Raw genomic sequence first — 15,982 nt, forward strand, 5'->3', positions numbered from 1 at the left:
CGGCCAGGGCCTGGGCGGCTGCCTCGGTCAGCAGCGGGAGCTGGATGTTATCCAGCACCGGACCCGTGGCCGTCAGGCCGAGATCACCGGGAGTGAGCGGCTGGCCAGCCGCTTCGGACAGGACTTCGGAGAGCAGGGCGGGAACCGGCGGGCGGGAGCGTCACCGTCGATCCAGCGCCGGATACGGGTCGCGTCCGGGGCGATCTGCCGGTGGCCTTGGTCTTTGGCCGCCGCGGCGATCCTTCGGGCGATCTCCCCGTGGGACAGACCCGTCGCCGCGATCCACAGTTCCAGGTGCGCATTGCCGGATCTGCCGGCCATCGCTGCCCCCCTTCCCCGCCTGCATATCGGAAGGTGGCATTTCCGCCACGGTTCGCGACCCCTACGGTACTGGTCAGGGCACCTGCCGGACACCGATTCTGTGCAAGGCGGCAGCTGCCCGGCTGACCGCTTGGCGTACAGGGGAAGGGACAACGCATGACGCTTGCACCCGAGGCTCCGTGGGCGATGCGGCTGGTCACCGACCGGCTGCCGATCGGCCCGCCGTCGTACGCGGCGGTGACGCTCGACCCGGGCTCGCAGACCGCCCGCTACACCGACACCGCCGGCCAGCTGGTGGAGATGGGCAAGCACGGCACGTCGAAGACGACCGGTACGGCGTCGATGTCCGGGGGCGGCGACGGGCAGAACCCGCAGCCGCAGACCCAGGACGACAACACCACCGACTACGAGTCGGACTGACCGATGGCCTCCACCGTCCTGGTCGTCACCGCGCTGGAGGACTTCACCGCGGACAAGGTGATCACCGCGCTGAACGAGCGTGAGGTGCCCGTCGTACGCGTCGACCCCGCCGATATCGGGCCCTCCCTGACCTTCGGGTTCCGCATCGGGCAGGACAGCCCCACCTGGGGCGGACGGTTGCGTACGGCGAGCCGTGAGGTGGAGCTGGGGGAGGTGGCGGCGGTCTACTACCGCCGCCCCACCCCCTACGCCGCCCGGTATCAGCATCTGCCTGTCCAGCAGCGGGACTTCTGCGTCGCCGAGGCGAGGCACGGGCTCGGCGGCGTCCTGAACCACCTGCACGGCGCGACGTACGTGAACCATCCCGCCGCCGTGACCCGCGCGGATTTCAAGCCCGTCCAACTGGCCCGGTTCGCCGAACTCGGGCTGACGATCCCGCCGACTCTGGTCACCAACGACGTCGAACAGGTACGGAAGTTCGCCGCCGAGCACGAGCACATCATCTATAAGCCCTTCCGTGGCCTTCCGGCAGGCGAGGACGGGCACGCGGGGGCCATCTGGGCCCAGCGCGTGAACCCCGACAGCTTCGACGACTCCCTGGTGGTGACCGCGCACCTCTTCCAGGCCGAGATCCCCAAGACCGGCGACGTGCGGGTGACCGTGGTCGGCCGCCGCGTGTTCGCCCAGCAGATCGCCGCCCCGGACGGTGCGCTGGACTGGCGCCGCGGCGATGGACGAGTTGATCCACGCCCCGATCACGGTCCCGGCACCGATCGAGGCCGCGCTGCACAGCTACCTGGCCTCGTTCGGCCTGGTCTTCGGCTGCTTCGACTTCGCCCTGACCGACGACGGAGACGATCCCGGGCACTGGACCGCGATCGAGTGCAATCCGAACGGACAGTGGGGCTGGCTCCCGGACGCCGAGCAGATCACCGAGGCGTTCGCCGACATCCTGAGCGGGAAGGAGGCGGCAGGCCATGAACATGCCCGCCGACTGTGAATCCGACGCCGTACGGCTGCGCGAAACGATGGCGAAGACCCTCGCCAAGGACGGCGTCCTTGCCGATCCGGCCTGGCGGGCGGCCATCGAGGCGGTGCCCCGGCACCGGTTCGTGCCCGGCTTCTACCTGCCCGCCGACGAACACGACGGGCACGGCCTGACGGTGTGGGAGCCGGTCACCGCCGAACTCGACTACGGCCGCTGGCTGGCCGCGGCGTACTCCGACGCCACCCTGATCACGCAGTTCGACGGCGACGAGACCGACTGGAAGAACCCAGTCGTGCGGCACGGAGGGGCCCCGACCTCGTCGTCCACGCTGCCATCGCTCGTGCTGCGGATGTGGGCGGATGCCGACCTCCACGAGGGGCACACGGTGCTGGAGATCGGCACCGGGGCCGGCTACTCGACCGCGCTCGCCTGCGAACGGCTAGGCTCCGCCGACATCACCTCCATCGAGGTGGACGGGCGCCGGCTGGAGCAGGCGGCGAGCGCGCTGTACGCGTTGGGCTACACGCCGACCCTGGCGGTGGCGGACGGGCTGTACGGGTACTGGCCCGAGGCCAACTTCGACCGCATCGTGGCCGCCTGCTCGTTCCGTACGGTGCCGCCCGCGCTGCTGGCCCAGGCCCGGCCGGGCGGGAAGATCCTGCTCACCCTGTCGGGCTGGCTCTACGGGTACGCCCGCGTCCTGCTCACGGTCGACGGAAACGGCACCGCCGAGGGCCGGCTGCTGGGAGGCACAGTCTCGTTCATGTCGGCACGTACACACGCGGCGCCGGTGTTCGGGAATCCCGCCCACTGGGCCGCGGGCCTGCCGGACAAGCCGCGCACGGCCCGGCAGAGCCCGGAGCGGATCACCGCCGCGACCGAGGAAGCGTTCCACCTGCGCTTCCTCGCACAGAGCGCGGTGCCCGACGCGCAGATGACGACCGTGGGCGAGGTGGTGCACCTGGTCGACGTCGTCACCGGATCCGCCGCCACCCTCACCCCGGCCGACGACGGTTGGCGGGTGCGCGAGGGCGGCCCTGTGAGACTGTGGGAGCGCATCGAGCGCGTCCTGGACGCCTACGACTCGGCCGGCGCCCCGGGCCCGGAGACCTTCACCCTGCACGTGTACGACGCCGGCCAGCACCTGCGGCACGAGCAGATGCCCAGCCTGCAGCTGTCCCGGCCCTGACGGAGGCCCCGAGTCGCAAGGCCAGCACGGTGCTCAACCGCCGCCATGTTCCAGCAGCTGTGCTTCCAACTGGGCGATGCGGCAGTCCTGGAACGTGTTGTTCGTCCGGGCCGCCTGCAGTCGCTCCTCCATCTGCCGCAGGTCCTGGGACAGTTGCTGAACTCGCTGCTTGAGTTGCGCGTCTTGCTCGACCAGGTGCGTCACCGACTCGTAGGACCAGCGGGCCTCCAGGTCGCGGATCTGACCGAGCAACTGGCCCACGCGGGAGCGCTGTCTTCTGATCTCCGCGTGTGCGGTCTTGAGCCCGTCTTCGGCGTTGAGCGCGCGTTCACGCCAGGCCGTCTCGGCCTCGCTGCCGTGATGCCGATCTGGTCGGCCAGCTCCTTCGCCCCGCTCCCGTGCGGTCTCGATCAGGTTCCTGGCCTCGGGGTTTCGTAGTGGAAGGTGCGGGAGACGCCCGCCTTGCGGGCGACGGCGGCCGGTATGTGTGTGCGAACCGGGGAGCCCCCGGCGTCGACGGCGTGAGTGTCGACGCGGTGGCGGCCTCGGGGGTGGACGCGTTCCTTCAGGAGCTGTCGGAGCAGCTGCGGACGTATACGTATCGTCCGTCGGTGCTGCGGCGGGTGAGGATTCCCAAGCCGGGGCGGCCGGGGGAGTTGCGGCCGCTGTCGATTCCCACCGTGGCGGACCGGGTGGTGATGACGGCCGCGAAACTGGTCTTGGAACCGGTCTTCGAGGCCCAGTTCACCGAGGCGAGCTACGGATTCCGGCCCAAACGGTCCGCGATCGACGCGTGCGAAGCAGTGCGCGTCTCCGTGAACCAGGGCCGGGAGCGGGTCTTCGAGGCCGATATCCGGGACTGTTTCGGCACGATCGACCACGACGCGCTGATGGCCCAGGTGGCCCGGCGGGTGGTGGACCGGTCGATGCTGAAGTTGATCCGGGCCTGGCTGCGGATGGGAGTGCTGGAGGGCGGGGTAACCTCTCCGACCGGGTCGGGAACCCCACAGGGCTCACCTATGGTGCGTCGTGATTGCGTTGATGGCGTCGAGTAGGCACGGTGGGTCAATGCCGCCGCCGATCTGGTCGAGTCGGGGGTGCCCGTCGCGGCTGCCGCGCACACGATGGCCAGCAGGTATGGCGTGTCGGAACGGCAGGCACGCCGCTACGTGGAGCAGGCCATGGCCACTGGACGACTCGAAGTCCCCGAAACGAACGTGGTGTTCACCGTCAAGCTGCCGGGGTCGCTGGCCGGTCAGGTCCGTGCCCATGCGCGGGGCACAGATGCCACGCTCTCCGCGGTGGTGGCCCGCGCGCTGGCGGAGTTCCTCGATCGGGACGCTCCCGAGGGGCGCGCGGGCTGGTGAAGGAGCGGGTCGTGGAGTCGGAGTCGCTCTTCGACCGGTATGCAGAGGCGGATCTGTCCGCCGCCTATGCGCTGCTGGTGCCCCAGCACCGGGCCGGCGGCACGCAAGGAGTGGGCGATGACGAGTGCAGCGATCTACGCCCGGGTCTCCTCGGCCCGGCAGAAGAAGGACCAGACGATCGCCTCGCAGACCTCGGCCCTGCGTATCCACGCTGGTCAGCTTGAGCTGCCCGAGGAGTGGGTGTTCGAAGACGAGGGACACTCCGGAGCCACACTCGTGCGTCCCGCGCTGGAGCGGCTGCGGGACCTGATCGCCACCGGCTGCGTCGACGTGGTGCTCTGCTACGCACCCGACCGTCTCGCCCGCAAGTTCGCCTACCAGGCCCTGCTCCTGGAGGAGTTCGCCCGCCGTGGCTGCCGGGTGGAGTTCGTCAAGGGCCCCCGCGGCGACACCCCCGAGGACCAGTTGCTGATCCAGTTCCAGGGCATGTTCGCCGAGTACGAGAAGGCCCAGCTGATGGAGCGCTACCGACGCGGCAAGACCTACCGGGCCCGCACCGGCAGCGTCAACGTCCTGGGCGGCGCCCCCTTCGGCTACCGCTACCTGCGCAAAACCCCTGAACAGGGCGCCGGATACGAGATCGTCGAGCATGAAGCGGCGCTGGTGGCCGAGCTGTTCCGCCGCTACACCGACGACGGCGCCTCCATCGCGGAGCTCACCCGATGGCTCAGCGCCACCGGCACTCCCACCCGCACCGGCAAGCACCGGTGGGACCGCAGCGTGGTCTGGGGCATGCTCCGCAACCCCGCCTACATGGGGACCGCGGTCTTCGGCAAGACCATGGTCCTCCACGAGTCCCCGGGGCTGAACCGCGTCGCCCGCCTTCAAGGCCGCTCCACACCACGCGCGGTGAAGAGCGTCGACCGCCCCGCGAGGAGTGGATCACCATCCCGGTCCCGGCGATCATCACCCCGGCCACCTTCGAACGCGCAGCTCAGCGCCTGAACGACAACAAGAAGTACGCCTCCCGCAACAGCAAGGTCCCCTCCCTGCTGCAGGGCATGGCCGCCTGCGCCGGCTGCGGATACGGCTACTACCGCACCTCGACCCGCACCAAGAAGCACAAGATCTACTACTACCGATGTCTGGGCTCGGATGACTACCGCTACGAGGGCGGCCGCGTCTGCACCAACAAACCCGTCCGCGCCGACTACCTCGACACCCTCGTCTGGAAGCACATCACCACACTGATCGCCGACCCGCAGCTGATCCGCGCCGAGATCGACAAAAGGCTGGCACGGGCTCGCACCGCTGATCCGGCCGTACGTCAGCGTGAGCGCCTCGAACTCGCCCTGGCCAAGGCCACCACGGCCATCACCCGCATGATCGAAGCCTTCCAGGAACAGCTGATCACCATCGACGAGCTCCGTTCCCGGATGCCCGATCTCCGAGCCCGGGAACACAGCCTGCGCGGCCAACTCGACGCGCTCGAGGCCCAGCTCGCCGACCGTGACGACTACCTCAAACTCGCCGACGACCTGGAAGGCTTCCTCGCCCAGCTCCACAGCAACGCCGCCAGCGCCCAGCAGAACGAAAGACGCTCAACACCAGGTGGCGGCCCGGCATGAAGGTGGCGCGAGCTCGGTGACAGGCGCCAGTGCGGAACGTGGGAACCCCTCGCTGCGCTGCTGCCGACTGGGCTTTGTTGGAGTCTGGTTGGTGTCAAGGGAGAACCCCAAGCAGCTGAAACTGTAAGGGGCTGAGTACCGATGCGTGGCAGGGGGACGGACCGTCTCGTAGTAGTGATGAAGTCCTTGTAATGGGGGCGGAGCGAAGGGGGCGGGTCGTCCTGATCTTGTTTGGTGGTCAACCGGTGTTTCCGGGAGGAGCCAGGTGAACGGATCAAGGCTGCAAGCCGAGACCAAGCCGTTTTACATTTCCAAGTCGATGGTGTGGGAGGCGTATCTGAGGGTCAAAGCCAATCGGGGTGCACCCGGGGTGGACGGTGTGTCGATCGAGCAGTTCGAGCAGAACCTCAAGGGGAATCTGTACAAGCTGTGGAATCGGCTCTCGTCCGGCTCGTACTTCCCTCCGGCGGTGAAGGCCGTGGAGATCCCCAAGGCGGGCGGGAAAGGTGTCCGTGTGCTTGGGGTGCCCACTGTGGCTGACCGGATCGCTCAGACGGTGGCCGCTATGTATCTGGAGCGGCGGGTGGAGCCTGTGTTCCATCCGGACTCCTACGGCTACCGGCCAAGGCGGTCGGCGTTGGATGCGGTGGAGCAGTGCCGGCGGCGCTGTTGGCGCAGCGACTGGGTGGTCGATCTCGACATCCGGGCGTTCTTCGACAGCGTGGACCACGAGCTGATGCTCAAGGCCGTCGAGCGGCATATCGATGAGGACGGGAAGTGGGTCCTGCTCTACGTCAAGCGGTGGCTTGTGGCCCCGCTGGCAAAGCAGGACGGTACGGTGCAGCAGCGGGTTCGTGGGACTCCCCAGGGATCGGCTGTTTCCCCCGTGTTGGCGAATCTGTATCTCCATTACGCGTTCGATGTGTGGCTGACGCGGAACTTTCCGCACGTCACCTTCGAGCGGTACTGCGACGATGCAGTGATTCACTGCAAGAGCGAGAGGCAGGCCCGCCGCGTGCGGGACGCGCTCGCCGAGAGATTGGCGCAGGTCGGTCTGGAATTGCATCCGGACAAGACACGCATCGTTTACTGCAAGGACGCCGACCGACGCGGCTCGTACGAGCACACGTCGTTCACGTTCCTCGGGTATACGTTCCGTCCGAGGCTGGCCAAGAACCGGTACGGGAAGCACTTTGTGAACTTCCTGCCCGCGGTCAGCAAGGAGGCGATCAAGGCGATGGGCAAGGAGATCCGCTCCTGGCGCATTGCCGCCCGCAGTGACAAGTCCCTCAACGACCTTGCGCGGATGTTCAACGTGCAAGGGTGGGTCAACTATTACGGGCGCTTCTACAAGTCCATGTTGTATCCCCTCCTCCGGCGCCTCAACGAGTATCTGGTGCGCTGGGCTTGCCGGAAGTACAAACGGCTTCACCGCAGGGAGCGGAAGGCGAAGGAACTGCTGGCGGGCACGGCCCGCCGGTACCCGAACCTCTTCGCCCACTGGCGATTCGGTCTCAAGCCTGACGGCTGGGCGATGGGAGCCGTGTGAGCCGAGAGGCTCCCGCACGGTTCTGCGAGCGGCGGCGGGTGAGATTCCCGCCGCCGACTCACCGGTGCTTGATGGTGCACGGCACCAAGACCGACGCGGAATCCTCCGGGAGGAGATCGCAGGGGTGTTGGCCGCGATGGGCCTGCGCCTGTCGCCGGAGAAGACCCTGATCACCCATATCGACGAGGGCCTTGATTTCCTCGGCTGGCGCATCCAGCGCCACCGGAAACGAGGCACGTCCAAGCAGTACGTCTACACCTATCCGGCGCGCAAGTCCGTCAAGGCCGTGACGCGCAAGGTGAAGACGCTGTGTCGACGAATGGACACGAGCCAGCCGCTCGATGCCCTGCTGCGCCAGCTCAACCCGGCGCTGAAGGGCTGGTGCATGTACTTCCGACCCGGGGTGTCCAGCGCGGTCTTCGGCTACCTCAGCTACTACACGTGGCTGCGGGTGGGCCGATGGATGTGTCGGAAACACCACCGATCCGGATGGAAGGACCTCCGCCGCCGCTACTGCGCCGACGGATGGTGGCCTGCCTCGGAAGAAAGATCATTGTTCAACCCGGCCAAGGTGAGCACGACCCGCTACCGATACCGGGGAGCAGTTATCCCGACACCGTGGCCGACCACGGGATGAGAGAGAAAGACGGGAACCAGCACGGCTTGTGGAGCGCCCGGTGCTCGGAAACGGGCACGCCGGGTGCGGGAAGCGGCCTGGGGAAACGGGCCGGTGGGTGACACCGGAACCGCGCCCCAGGTCGACTTCACGCGCCCCGAGCCTCTATCGCCTCAACGCCCAGCATCAGCAGTGGAGTTCGGGCGCTTCCCTGTGGGGGACAAAGCTCCCGCCTGGCTCGCCCATCCGAGCCTGACCGGCCTGGAACCGGCCGCCTGGGCCGACCTGCTCGAGCGCTACACCCGCTACCGCACCGACCACCCGCCGGTCGTCATCCCCGGACGTCACCGGGGAGGGAACACAGGCACCAGCCTGCTCTCCGCCTCCGACCAGGTACTCGCCACCGTCCTCACCAAACGCTGGTCCCTGCAGCAGGCCACCCTGGCCACCCTGTTCGGCGTCTCCAAGGCGAGGATCGGCAGGGCCGTCCGCGAAACCACCCCCGACCTCGACGCACTCGGCCACACCGTCACCGCCGGAGCGATCAAGGTGACCTCCCACGACCAGCTCGCAGCCATCGCCGGACAGCGTCCGCCTTCGCCCTGAACTCCCCAACGAAATGGGGGAGGTATTGATCGTCAGCTCCCTGGCGCGGAGCAGCACTAGTTCGAGGCCCAATTCGACCTCAGACCATGAAGAACAAGCTCAGAAGCGGGACTTGCTCACCGGAACGAGGACGGAGCGACAACGGACACCTCAACAACTGCACGGGCTCTCGGAACACCCCGAGCATGCCCACCGATCACGTCGGCGCACCGGGAAGCTCCAAGATCCCCGACAGAATCAAGCTCAGACGGTGGCATCCTGCTGTTCCAGCCATTTTGAAATCACTTGGTTTGTTTCTTCGGGCATTTCCTCCTGGATCCAGTGACCGCAGTCCAGGCCGACCACTTCCACATTGGGCACGAACTCTGTCAGGTTTTCGGACCTCGGGATCGCCCAGTCCCCGTCGCCGTAGATCATGAGGACGGGCTGTTGGATGATCGGGTCCACGTCCGCCAGCAAGCGCCAGTTGCGGTCGAGGTTCCTGTACCAGTTGATGCTGCCCGTGAATCCCGATGATTCGAACGCGGAGACGTAGACGGCCAGTTCGCTGTCGCTCATGACGGGCTCACCGAGTGGTGTTTCCGCTCTTGCGAGATTGATCATTGCCATGCCCGGCTCAGGGGGCGCGGGGGGCACGTTTTTCCGGTAAAGGTTGCGGAGGAACTGGTATGCGTTTTCATCGAACACGGCGTCCGCAACGCCCGGTTGTCGATTGAAGTGGACGAAGTAGAAGTCGCCGCCGAGGAATTCTTCCATGACCTCGATCCACGGCTTTTCTCCGCGCACCTGGTAAGGCAAGCTCAGGTTGATCACCTTGTTCACACGGTTGGGGTGCAACAGGGTCAGTCCCCAGACGACGAACGCACCCCAGTCATGGCCGACGAATGTGGCGTCTTCGTATCCGTAGTGGTCGAGGAGCGCGACGAGGTCACCCGAGAGGTGCTCGATGTCGTAGTCCGTCACTTCGGTCGGGCGGGATGAGTTGCCGTAACCCCGCTGGTTCGGTGCGATGACGTGGTAGCCGGCTGCGGCGAGGGTGGGCATCAGGTGACGCCAGGAGAAGGCGTGCTCCGGCCAGCCGTGGCAGAGCACGATGGGCTTTCCCTCGTTTTCTCGACCTGCTTCGAAGACTTCGAGTTCCACACCGTTGACCGGAATAATGGTGGGCTTGGGAAAATCGGTTGGATTGAGCATCACTTTTCCTCATTGTCTTTTCGGGGTGATTAGGATTAGGTGAAGGTTCCCGAAGAGTGTTCGGGCTGTCGAATCACGAACTCTTCTCACGGAGGGGACCCGTTCGGAATGAAGCCTGCCACGGAGATCACCGATATGCGACGGGATGGTTACTCGTAACCTCAGCTATTCAAGCTCTCTATAAGCCTCCGCGGGCCTTGATGTCCTTGATCTGCGCGTTGGCCGAGCGGTTGATCATGATGGCCGCTCGGGCCTCGCCATCGCCGCCACCATCCGCTCCAGGCGGGCCAGCCGGGTCTTCTCGGTGCGGGCGGTGACCAGGCGGAGGTATAGGGCGAACTGGTCGGACTTGCTGAGCGTCTCGTAGAACGCCCGCGCGGCCGGGTTCGCGTCGAGCGCCTCGACGAGATCCGGCGGTGCGGTGGCATTCTTCTGCGAGGCGTATGCCGTCTCCCAGCGGCCGTCCGCCCGCGCCGCCTCGATCTCGGCGAGGCCGCGGGGGCGCATCCGACCTGCCGCGATCAGAGCCTCGGCCTTGTCGACGTTCACCTGCGACCAGGCGGAGCGGGGGCTGCGGGGTGTCGTGCGCTGCAGGAAGTACGTGTCGTCAAAGCCACGCCGCAGACCGTCGATCCAGCCGAAGCAGAGCACCGTGTCGACCATCTCTTCCCAGGTGAGCGACGGGATGCCGGTGTGCTTCTTGGCGATCTTCACCCAGAGCGCGGTCCGTTCCCCGTGATGCGTGTCGAGCCAGGCCTCAAGCTCGGCCGGGCTCGCGGGAACAAGGATCTCGACGCCGTCCTCGTATTTCTGCATAAACCGCAGACTAGAGGCCTTATAGGACAGATGTTGACCTACTCGAGCGCACCGCTCAGGTGACCTGCTCAAGCGGCCTACTCAGGCGACCTGACCGGCTCACTACTTGGCGAGCTTCGCCCTGCTGCCACAGGCCACCCGTCGAGTCGATGAACTGCTTGAGCTGACGGCCGACGTCGAGGTCGCGCACTCGGATGTTCCCGATCTCCCCGCTGTGGCCGCCTGGAGGAACCCGACGAACCGGGCTGCGCGGTCAGCAGGTTGACGCAGGTTGCGGTACAGGTGCACGGGCCGTAGTAGGGCAGGTCAGCGACCACCTCGGCCAGCGGTTCACCCTCAGCACGCAGCAGTTCACGATCTCGGTAGCAAGTGCTGGGAACGCATCCGCCAGTCGTGGGTACAGCCCATCTGTCGCCACGGCACCGTACATGTCGCAGGCCATGAGAAGCACCAGAGGTTAAAGAACAAGGTCAGAAGCTGTTCCTGATCCGTGCACGACATCGTCGTAGGAGTCCTGCTGGAACAGCGCCAGAGCAAGCACGAAGTAGACCATGAACCGGCTCGACAGGGGACGGGGCTTGGCATCCCGCCGACCACACGCGGTCAGCACCTCATCCACCAGCTCAGGAACGATCCACTCGGTGAGCAACCCGAGCCGGACCTCATCGGATAACCCGATCCATTGATGCATGCCCGGTCAACGAACCAGCACTCCGGCGGTCACCGCGCCTGGGAGAGGAACTACTTGCACCTCACAAGCAACGGCATTGAGTCCCCGGCGGAAAGTGACATACAGTCACCTCTAGTAGATTGTCGCTGCTAAGTGTGGCTCTGATCGGTGGAGTTGACGGTCGGGCGGTCTTCCCTCGTCGCTTCACTTCGGCCGGGCGGGGGTGCCATGTCGTCGCAGAAGAAGTATCCGGTTGCCTTGAGTGCTGAGGATCGACAGGCGTTGGTGCGGGTGACCACGACTGGAGTCCGTAGCGCGTCGATGATCAGACGGGCGCGGGTGTTGCTCGCGCTGGATACGTCGGTCGGCGAGTCGATCCGCGGGCGGTGATCGCGGACCGGGTCGGGGTGTCGTGCGAGTCGGTCCGGCTGATCTCGAAGCGGTATGCGGAGACCGGCGGCGATGTGTGGGCCACGGTCGGCCGGAAGGAACGCGCCTGCCCCCCGGTGCCCTCCCCGGTGACCGGTGAGGTCGAGGCGAGGCTGATCGCGCTGGCCTGCTCGACGCCGCCCAAGGGCCACGCCCGGTGGTCGCTGCGCCTGCTGGAGAGGCACGTGGCGCTGATCGAGGACATCCCGAACCTGGACCACTCCACGATCGGCCGGGTCTTAAAAAAACGGAACTGCGTCCTCACCTGAAGAAGTGCTGGACCATCCCGCCCGCCGCGAATGCGGCCTTCGCCGCGGCGATGGAGGACGTCCTGGCGGTCTACCGCCGGCCCTGCGACCCGGAGCGTCCGGTGGTGTGCATGGACGAGAAGCCATACCAGTTGCTCGGCCACGTCCGCGATCCGCTTCCCCCGCGGCCGGGCCGTGACCGCCGCGAGGACAACGAGTACGTCCGCTTGGGGACCTGCTCGATCTTCTGCTGGGTCGAACCGCTGCGCGGATGGCGGCGCGTGGACGCCCGGCCCCGCCGGACCAGGGTCGACTGGGCGCACCAGGTCGAGCACCTGCTGACCGTGGACTATCCCGGCGCCGCCACGGTCGTGCTGGTGATGGACAACCTCAACACCCACACCACCGCCTCGCTCTACGAGGCGTTCGACCCGGCAAAGGCCTTCGCGCTGGCCCAGCGCCTGGAGATCCACCACACCCCCAAACACGGCTCCTGGCTCAACATCGCCGAGATCGAGCTCTCCGCGCTCACCCGCCAGTGCCTGGACCGCCGCATCGACGACCTCGCCGTGCTCAACACCGAACTCGCCGCCTGGCAGCAGCACACCAACAGCGACCAGCGCCAAGTCGACTGGCACTTCACCACCGACGACGCCCGCGTGAAACTGCGCCACCTCTACCCAACCACACAGCAAAAATAAGCTGCGACAATCTACTAGCCGGTCAGGACCGGCTGCTCGAAGTAGCGGTTGAGTGAGCTGGCTCAGCACGTTGTTCGCCAGACCGGCTGTTGTTCCTCACGGGGCGACAGGCTGATGCCGGCGGGTCGGGTTCGCCTGGCCCTGTCGGTGACAGCGACACGGCCGAGATCCCACTGGCAGGCGTCCTTACCGCTTGACCAGACTGAAGATCATGGAAACTATCGTGCCTGTCAGCAACGGTGAACTCTGGGCGGACGATTCGGGAGGGCACGGGCTGCCGCTCATCCTGCTGCACCCGGGCGTCGGCGATTCGACGATATGGGACCTCGTCCTCCCGGCGCTCACCGCGCGGCACCGGGTGATCCGCTACGACTCCCGCGGCTACGGCCGCTCGCCCGGGCCGGCTGCCGTGTATTCCCTGGTGGAGGACCTCGCTGAGGTCCTTGACCATTTCGAGCTGGCCCGCGCGGTGCTGGTGGGCTCCAGCATGGGCGGCGCCACCTCGATCAGTCTGGCTCTGCACAGCCCGGACCGGGTTGCGGGTCTCGCGCTCTTCGCGCCCGGGGCCACCGGGTATGACAGCGCGCCGCCCGGGTTCTACGAAGAGGTCGGGAAGCTGGCCACGGCCGACGACATCGAGGGCATCGTCCGGCTCGTGCTGGGTATCTGGGGGCGGGCCGGCGGCGGCACCCCAGAGGCCGATCCGGTCGCAGCCGCCCAGCTCCGGGGGGTCCTGCCTGCCTGGTTCAGCACGGTCGGCCACCAGAGGACCGACGCTCCCGCCTTCCATCGGCTCGGGGAGATCGCCGCGCCCGCGCTGCTGGCACTGGGGGAGCTGGACGAGCCGGAGGTGGTGCGCTGCAACGAGGAGATGGCGGACCGGATCCCCGACTGCCGCTTGGTCCGGCTAGCCGCCTGCGACCACTACCCGACGCTGCGCGAGCCAGAGACCGTCGTCCAGCTGATCGAGCAGCTGTACGCCGACGCGCGATGAGCATTGCCGACGGTTCAGGGCCTCGCGCACGATCTGACGCGGATGGTTTCGCTGTGGTCATCCCGCTGCTGCCCGGAGTGGACAGTGCCACCGGCGGCGCCGTTCGCGTGCTGCTGCTCATGACGGCCGCACTGGCCCTTACCCCGGCCAGTGACGGTGCCTCCGGCTCCATCCGATCCGCGCTCGAACGATCCCTGTTCACCAAGGGCACCTCATGACCGCCCCGAAAAGACACATACCAGAAACACCCAATGGACGGCCTCCGACCGGCTTCCCGGCCTCGCGCGTGCTGAATATAAGTACGTGCTACTCGAGCACGTCACCCTCGGCCCCAGCAGAATGGGCGACACAGCCCGCGCCGCACTCGTCCTCAACAGACACTGGAAATGATCTTCATTGAGAAGACCTCAGCGGCAGCAGTGGAGAGATACGGAGGCGGAGTGGAAGGTGATGCCGGGACCAGGCGGTTTGGGTGGGGAACTGGGTTCGGATCCGCCGCTCATGCATGGCGTGCGCGGCTCAGATCACGCGGAGCAGCCGTTTGCCGCGCATCGGCCGCGGCTACGGCGTCAGCGAATTCGTCCGGGGCCTCCATCGGCACGAAGTGTCCGATCCCGCGCAGGTTTTGAAGCTGGAGGTCTGCGAAGTACTGGTCGAGCTGGTCGGACCAGGCTGGAGGGAACAGGGGGTCACGGTCCGGCCAGAGTACCGTGGTCGGTACGCCGATCCGCTCCGCGGGCGGCGGTGGTTGCTCGGTCACCACGCGAGCCAGGGCGTCTGCGGTGGCTCGATACCAGCCGAGCAGGGCAGCCGCTCTGCCCGGCTGGGAGTACACCGAGACCAGGTGGTCGAGGTGTCCGTCGGGTGGCGTGAACCCCGGGCCGGCCCAGTGGGTCCAGAAGTGGCCCAGGAACGCACGGATCGCATCCGGCCGGCCGTCCAGCAGCTGCACCGCGAAGGGGAGCTGGTTGAACGACAGGTACCAGAACTCCGGCGCCGCCTGGGGGCCGAGGATCCGCTCACCCATGCCCGGCAGCGGCGGCGTCAGCACCAGGGCGCGGATGAGATCCGGTCGCAGCCGGGCGATCGCAACCGCGATCCGGCTACCGATATCGTGTCCGGCGACCACCGGCCGGTCCAGGCCCAGCTCTTCGATCAAGCCAATGACGCTGCGTGCCTGCGCGTCGGCGCCGTACGATGTCGGATCGCTGGATCGCCAGTCCGAAGCTCCCAACCCCCGCAGGTCCGGCACCACGACGTCCATCGCCGGCAATCGGGCGAGGACCCCGCGGTACTCGCTGCGGTCGCCCGGCCACCCATGCAGCAACACCGCCGCGACCCCCGCACCGACGCGGTCGTAGCAGAGCCGGAATCCATCAATGGCGCTCGTCAAACCCACTCGACCAGGATAGGTGGCGTAGCGCCAACGAACGGCTTCCTCATGCACTGCTTCGGCTGCCGCAGTCATACCTGCGCGCAGGCCGCAGGATCGTCCCGCAAACGCGGTAGTCGTGTCTGCCCGCCGCCGCGACCGCCCGCTGCGCTTTCCCCCAGCACATCCTGGACGGCGCCTACGTCCGCGTCGCCCTGCTCGAGCTGGCGGTCCGGTTCGGGCGGCTACTGCGCCGCCGCTTCCAGGCGGCTCGCGCTGACGCTCACGCTCCGATTTCGCCGGTAACGGCAGTTGGGAAGACCCGCCGCCTGTCGGAGCCGTCCGCGCACGACGACGACCTGCGCATCCTCGCCTACAAGTGGACGCCGCCGGCCTGCGGCGCGGCCACCTGATTGGGTTGATGCTCAAGGGCGAAGACCTCATCGACGCGGACCAGGTGACCCGGCAGATCAGCCTCGATGAGGCCCGCGAGGACCGACTGGTGGCCGAAGTGGCCATCGATCGCGTCCGGGACGAGTTCGGCCCGCGCGTGATCGGCCCCGCCGCCGTCCTCGGGCGCCTGGTGAACCGCCTTGCTCCTGCCTGCGGAGGGATGCTGCGCAAGTCGGTCTGTGAGGGCGGTCCTCCTGGGCACGGCCCGTGTCCACGGATGGTGCGCAGCAGGGTGTGGTCACGGCCCGGCCCGGAGAGGGGAGATGGCGTGTGGGGGGGGGCAGGCCGCGGTGCCTTAGAACTCCTAACAAAGTGAGAGGTTCTTCAGTCGTCGCCAGCAGATGATTGCGCAGGCCAGGCTGAGGAAGGCTTCGTGGATGTCGTCGCGGATCTCCCAGCGGGTGCGTAACCGGCGGAACCA

The 15,982-nt window shown here is 67.1% G+C and carries 21 protein-coding genes; 14 read left to right on the forward strand and 7 right to left on the reverse strand.

Annotated features, from left to right (window positions below; translation table 11 throughout):
- Positions 1-72: 72 nt before the first annotated feature.
- A complete protein-coding gene (locus F7R91_RS43350; RefSeq protein ID WP_225321020.1) occupies positions 73-321 on the reverse strand; it encodes a hypothetical protein in 249 nt (82 codons plus the stop codon).
- 186 nt (positions 322-507) lie between these two features.
- On the opposite strand from F7R91_RS43350, the gene F7R91_RS37715 reads away from it, so the two are divergent.
- From F7R91_RS37715 to tgmC, 3 genes are read left to right on the forward strand one after another with little or no spacing between them, the layout of a single operon-like run.
- Entirely contained in the window at positions 508-741 is a 234-nt protein-coding gene (locus F7R91_RS37715) for a putative ATP-grasp-modified RiPP (RefSeq protein WP_150957815.1), read from the forward strand.
- Between the two features lie 3 nt (positions 742-744).
- Positions 745-1,722 (forward strand): MvdC/MvdD family ATP grasp protein, encoded by a 978-nt coding sequence (locus tag F7R91_RS37720; RefSeq protein ID WP_225321021.1) that lies wholly within the window; start codon positions 745-747, stop codon positions 1,720-1,722.
- Positions 1,719-2,918, forward strand: coding sequence for an ATP-grasp peptide maturase system methyltransferase (gene tgmC, locus F7R91_RS37725; protein ID WP_150957795.1), 1,200 nt, complete (start codon positions 1,719-1,721; stop codon positions 2,916-2,918). Before F7R91_RS37720 ends, tgmC begins: the two co-directional genes overlap by 4 nt.
- Positions 2,919-2,951: 33 nt before the next feature.
- Here the strand turns inward: tgmC and F7R91_RS37730 are convergent, their stop codons facing one another.
- Complete coding sequence (locus tag F7R91_RS37730) at positions 2,952-3,179, reverse strand: hypothetical protein (RefSeq protein ID WP_150957797.1); 228 nt, start codon at positions 3,177-3,179, stop codon at positions 2,952-2,954.
- Between the two features lie 260 nt (positions 3,180-3,439).
- Here F7R91_RS37730 and F7R91_RS37735 point away from each other — a divergent pair, with 260 nt between their 5' ends.
- The 7 genes from F7R91_RS37735 to F7R91_RS37760 all read left to right on the forward strand — a co-directional run bounded on the left by F7R91_RS37735 (position 3,440) and on the right by F7R91_RS37760 (position 8,684).
- Complete coding sequence (locus F7R91_RS37735) at positions 3,440-3,973, forward strand: reverse transcriptase domain-containing protein (protein WP_191971819.1); 534 nt, start codon at positions 3,440-3,442, stop codon at positions 3,971-3,973.
- A 126-nt stretch (positions 3,974-4,099) separates the two neighbouring features.
- Positions 4,100-4,285 (forward strand): hypothetical protein, encoded by a 186-nt coding sequence (locus F7R91_RS37740; RefSeq protein ID WP_225321022.1) that lies wholly within the window; start codon positions 4,100-4,102, stop codon positions 4,283-4,285.
- A gap of 117 nt (positions 4,286-4,402) precedes the next feature.
- Positions 4,403-5,290 carry a recombinase family protein gene (locus F7R91_RS43355; RefSeq protein ID WP_225321023.1) on the forward strand — a complete coding sequence of 296 codons (888 nt, stop codon included), beginning with the start codon at positions 4,403-4,405 and terminating at the stop codon, positions 5,288-5,290.
- A 56-nt stretch (positions 5,291-5,346) separates the two neighbouring features.
- Positions 5,347-5,913, forward strand: coding sequence for a zinc ribbon domain-containing protein (locus F7R91_RS43360; protein ID WP_225321024.1), 567 nt, complete (start codon positions 5,347-5,349; stop codon positions 5,911-5,913).
- Positions 5,914-6,178: 265 nt separating this feature from the next.
- On the forward strand, positions 6,179-7,462 hold the full coding sequence (gene ltrA, locus F7R91_RS37750; protein ID WP_225321025.1) for a group II intron reverse transcriptase/maturase: 1,284 nt from the start codon (positions 6,179-6,181) through the stop codon (positions 7,460-7,462).
- 124 nt (positions 7,463-7,586) lie between these two features.
- Positions 7,587-8,099, forward strand: a complete 513-nt coding sequence (locus tag F7R91_RS37755; protein WP_225321026.1) for a group II intron maturase-specific domain-containing protein — start codon at positions 7,587-7,589, stop codon at positions 8,097-8,099.
- Positions 8,100-8,291: 192 nt separating this feature from the next.
- Positions 8,292-8,684, forward strand: coding sequence for a hypothetical protein (locus tag F7R91_RS37760; RefSeq protein ID WP_150957802.1), 393 nt, complete (start codon positions 8,292-8,294; stop codon positions 8,682-8,684).
- Between the two features lie 243 nt (positions 8,685-8,927).
- Here the strand turns inward: F7R91_RS37760 and F7R91_RS37765 are convergent, their stop codons facing one another.
- The 3 genes from F7R91_RS37765 to F7R91_RS37775 all read right to left on the reverse strand — a co-directional run bounded on the left by F7R91_RS37765 (position 8,928) and on the right by F7R91_RS37775 (position 11,385).
- Complete coding sequence (locus tag F7R91_RS37765) at positions 8,928-9,878, reverse strand: alpha/beta fold hydrolase (RefSeq protein WP_150957804.1); 951 nt, start codon at positions 9,876-9,878, stop codon at positions 8,928-8,930.
- Positions 9,879-10,112: 234 nt separating this feature from the next.
- Positions 10,113-10,694, reverse strand: coding sequence for a YdeI/OmpD-associated family protein (locus tag F7R91_RS37770; RefSeq protein WP_150957806.1), 582 nt, complete (start codon positions 10,692-10,694; stop codon positions 10,113-10,115).
- A gap of 457 nt (positions 10,695-11,151) precedes the next feature.
- On the reverse strand, positions 11,152-11,385 hold the full coding sequence (locus F7R91_RS37775) for a transposase domain-containing protein (RefSeq protein WP_150957808.1): 234 nt from the start codon (positions 11,383-11,385) through the stop codon (positions 11,152-11,154).
- Positions 11,386-11,750: 365 nt separating this feature from the next.
- On the opposite strand from F7R91_RS37775, the gene F7R91_RS43365 reads away from it, so the two are divergent.
- The 4 genes from F7R91_RS43365 (at position 11,751) to F7R91_RS42355 (ending at position 13,954) form a co-directional block, all read left to right on the forward strand.
- A complete protein-coding gene (locus F7R91_RS43365) occupies positions 11,751-12,062 on the forward strand; it encodes a helix-turn-helix domain-containing protein (protein ID WP_225321027.1) in 312 nt (103 codons plus the stop codon).
- Positions 11,951-12,742, forward strand: coding sequence for an IS630 family transposase (locus tag F7R91_RS37780; protein ID WP_225321028.1), 792 nt, complete (start codon positions 11,951-11,953; stop codon positions 12,740-12,742). The genes F7R91_RS43365 and F7R91_RS37780 overlap by 112 nt, the downstream gene beginning before the upstream one ends.
- Positions 12,743-12,953: 211 nt before the next feature.
- Entirely contained in the window at positions 12,954-13,736 is a 783-nt protein-coding gene (locus F7R91_RS37785) for an alpha/beta fold hydrolase (protein WP_150957809.1), read from the forward strand.
- Positions 13,737-13,789: 53 nt separating this feature from the next.
- Positions 13,790-13,954: a hypothetical protein gene (locus F7R91_RS42355; protein ID WP_191971820.1), complete on the forward strand. Its 165-nt coding sequence runs from the start codon at positions 13,790-13,792 to the stop codon at positions 13,952-13,954.
- Between the two features lie 281 nt (positions 13,955-14,235).
- On the opposite strand, the gene F7R91_RS37790 is transcribed toward F7R91_RS42355, so the two are convergent.
- Positions 14,236-15,135 carry an alpha/beta fold hydrolase gene (locus F7R91_RS37790; protein WP_225321029.1) on the reverse strand — a complete coding sequence of 300 codons (900 nt, stop codon included), beginning with the start codon at positions 15,133-15,135 and terminating at the stop codon, positions 14,236-14,238.
- 346 nt (positions 15,136-15,481) lie between these two features.
- On the reverse strand, positions 15,482-15,763 hold the full coding sequence (locus tag F7R91_RS37795; RefSeq protein ID WP_150957813.1) for a hypothetical protein: 282 nt from the start codon (positions 15,761-15,763) through the stop codon (positions 15,482-15,484).
- Positions 15,764-15,982 lie beyond the last annotated feature (219 nt).

It is taken from the genome of Streptomyces luteolifulvus (assembly GCF_008806595.1).
GTDB lineage: Bacteria > Actinomycetota > Actinomycetes > Streptomycetales > Streptomycetaceae > Streptomyces > Streptomyces luteolifulvus.

Coding starts and splice junctions, on each gene's coding strand:
- F7R91_RS43350 (WP_225321020.1), bottom strand. CDS start 321: ATGGCCGGCAGATCCGGCAATGCGCACCTGGAACTGTGGATCGCGGCG.
- F7R91_RS37715 (WP_150957815.1), top strand. CDS start 508: ATGCGGCTGGTCACCGACCGGCTGCCGATCGGCCCGCCGTCGTACGCG.
- F7R91_RS37720 (WP_225321021.1), top strand. CDS start 745: ATGGCCTCCACCGTCCTGGTCGTCACCGCGCTGGAGGACTTCACCGCG.
- tgmC (WP_150957795.1), top strand. CDS start 1,719: ATGAACATGCCCGCCGACTGTGAATCCGACGCCGTACGGCTGCGCGAA.
- F7R91_RS37740 (WP_225321022.1), top strand. CDS start 4,100: ATGGCCACTGGACGACTCGAAGTCCCCGAAACGAACGTGGTGTTCACC.
- F7R91_RS43355 (WP_225321023.1), top strand. CDS start 4,403: ATGACGAGTGCAGCGATCTACGCCCGGGTCTCCTCGGCCCGGCAGAAG.
- F7R91_RS43360 (WP_225321024.1), top strand. CDS start 5,347: ATGGCCGCCTGCGCCGGCTGCGGATACGGCTACTACCGCACCTCGACC.
- F7R91_RS37765 (WP_150957804.1), bottom strand. CDS start 9,878: ATGCTCAATCCAACCGATTTTCCCAAGCCCACCATTATTCCGGTCAAC.
- F7R91_RS37770 (WP_150957806.1), bottom strand. CDS start 10,694: ATGCAGAAATACGAGGACGGCGTCGAGATCCTTGTTCCCGCGAGCCCG.
- F7R91_RS37775 (WP_150957808.1), bottom strand. CDS start 11,385: ATGCATCAATGGATCGGGTTATCCGATGAGGTCCGGCTCGGGTTGCTC.
- F7R91_RS37785 (WP_150957809.1), top strand. CDS start 12,954: ATGGAAACTATCGTGCCTGTCAGCAACGGTGAACTCTGGGCGGACGAT.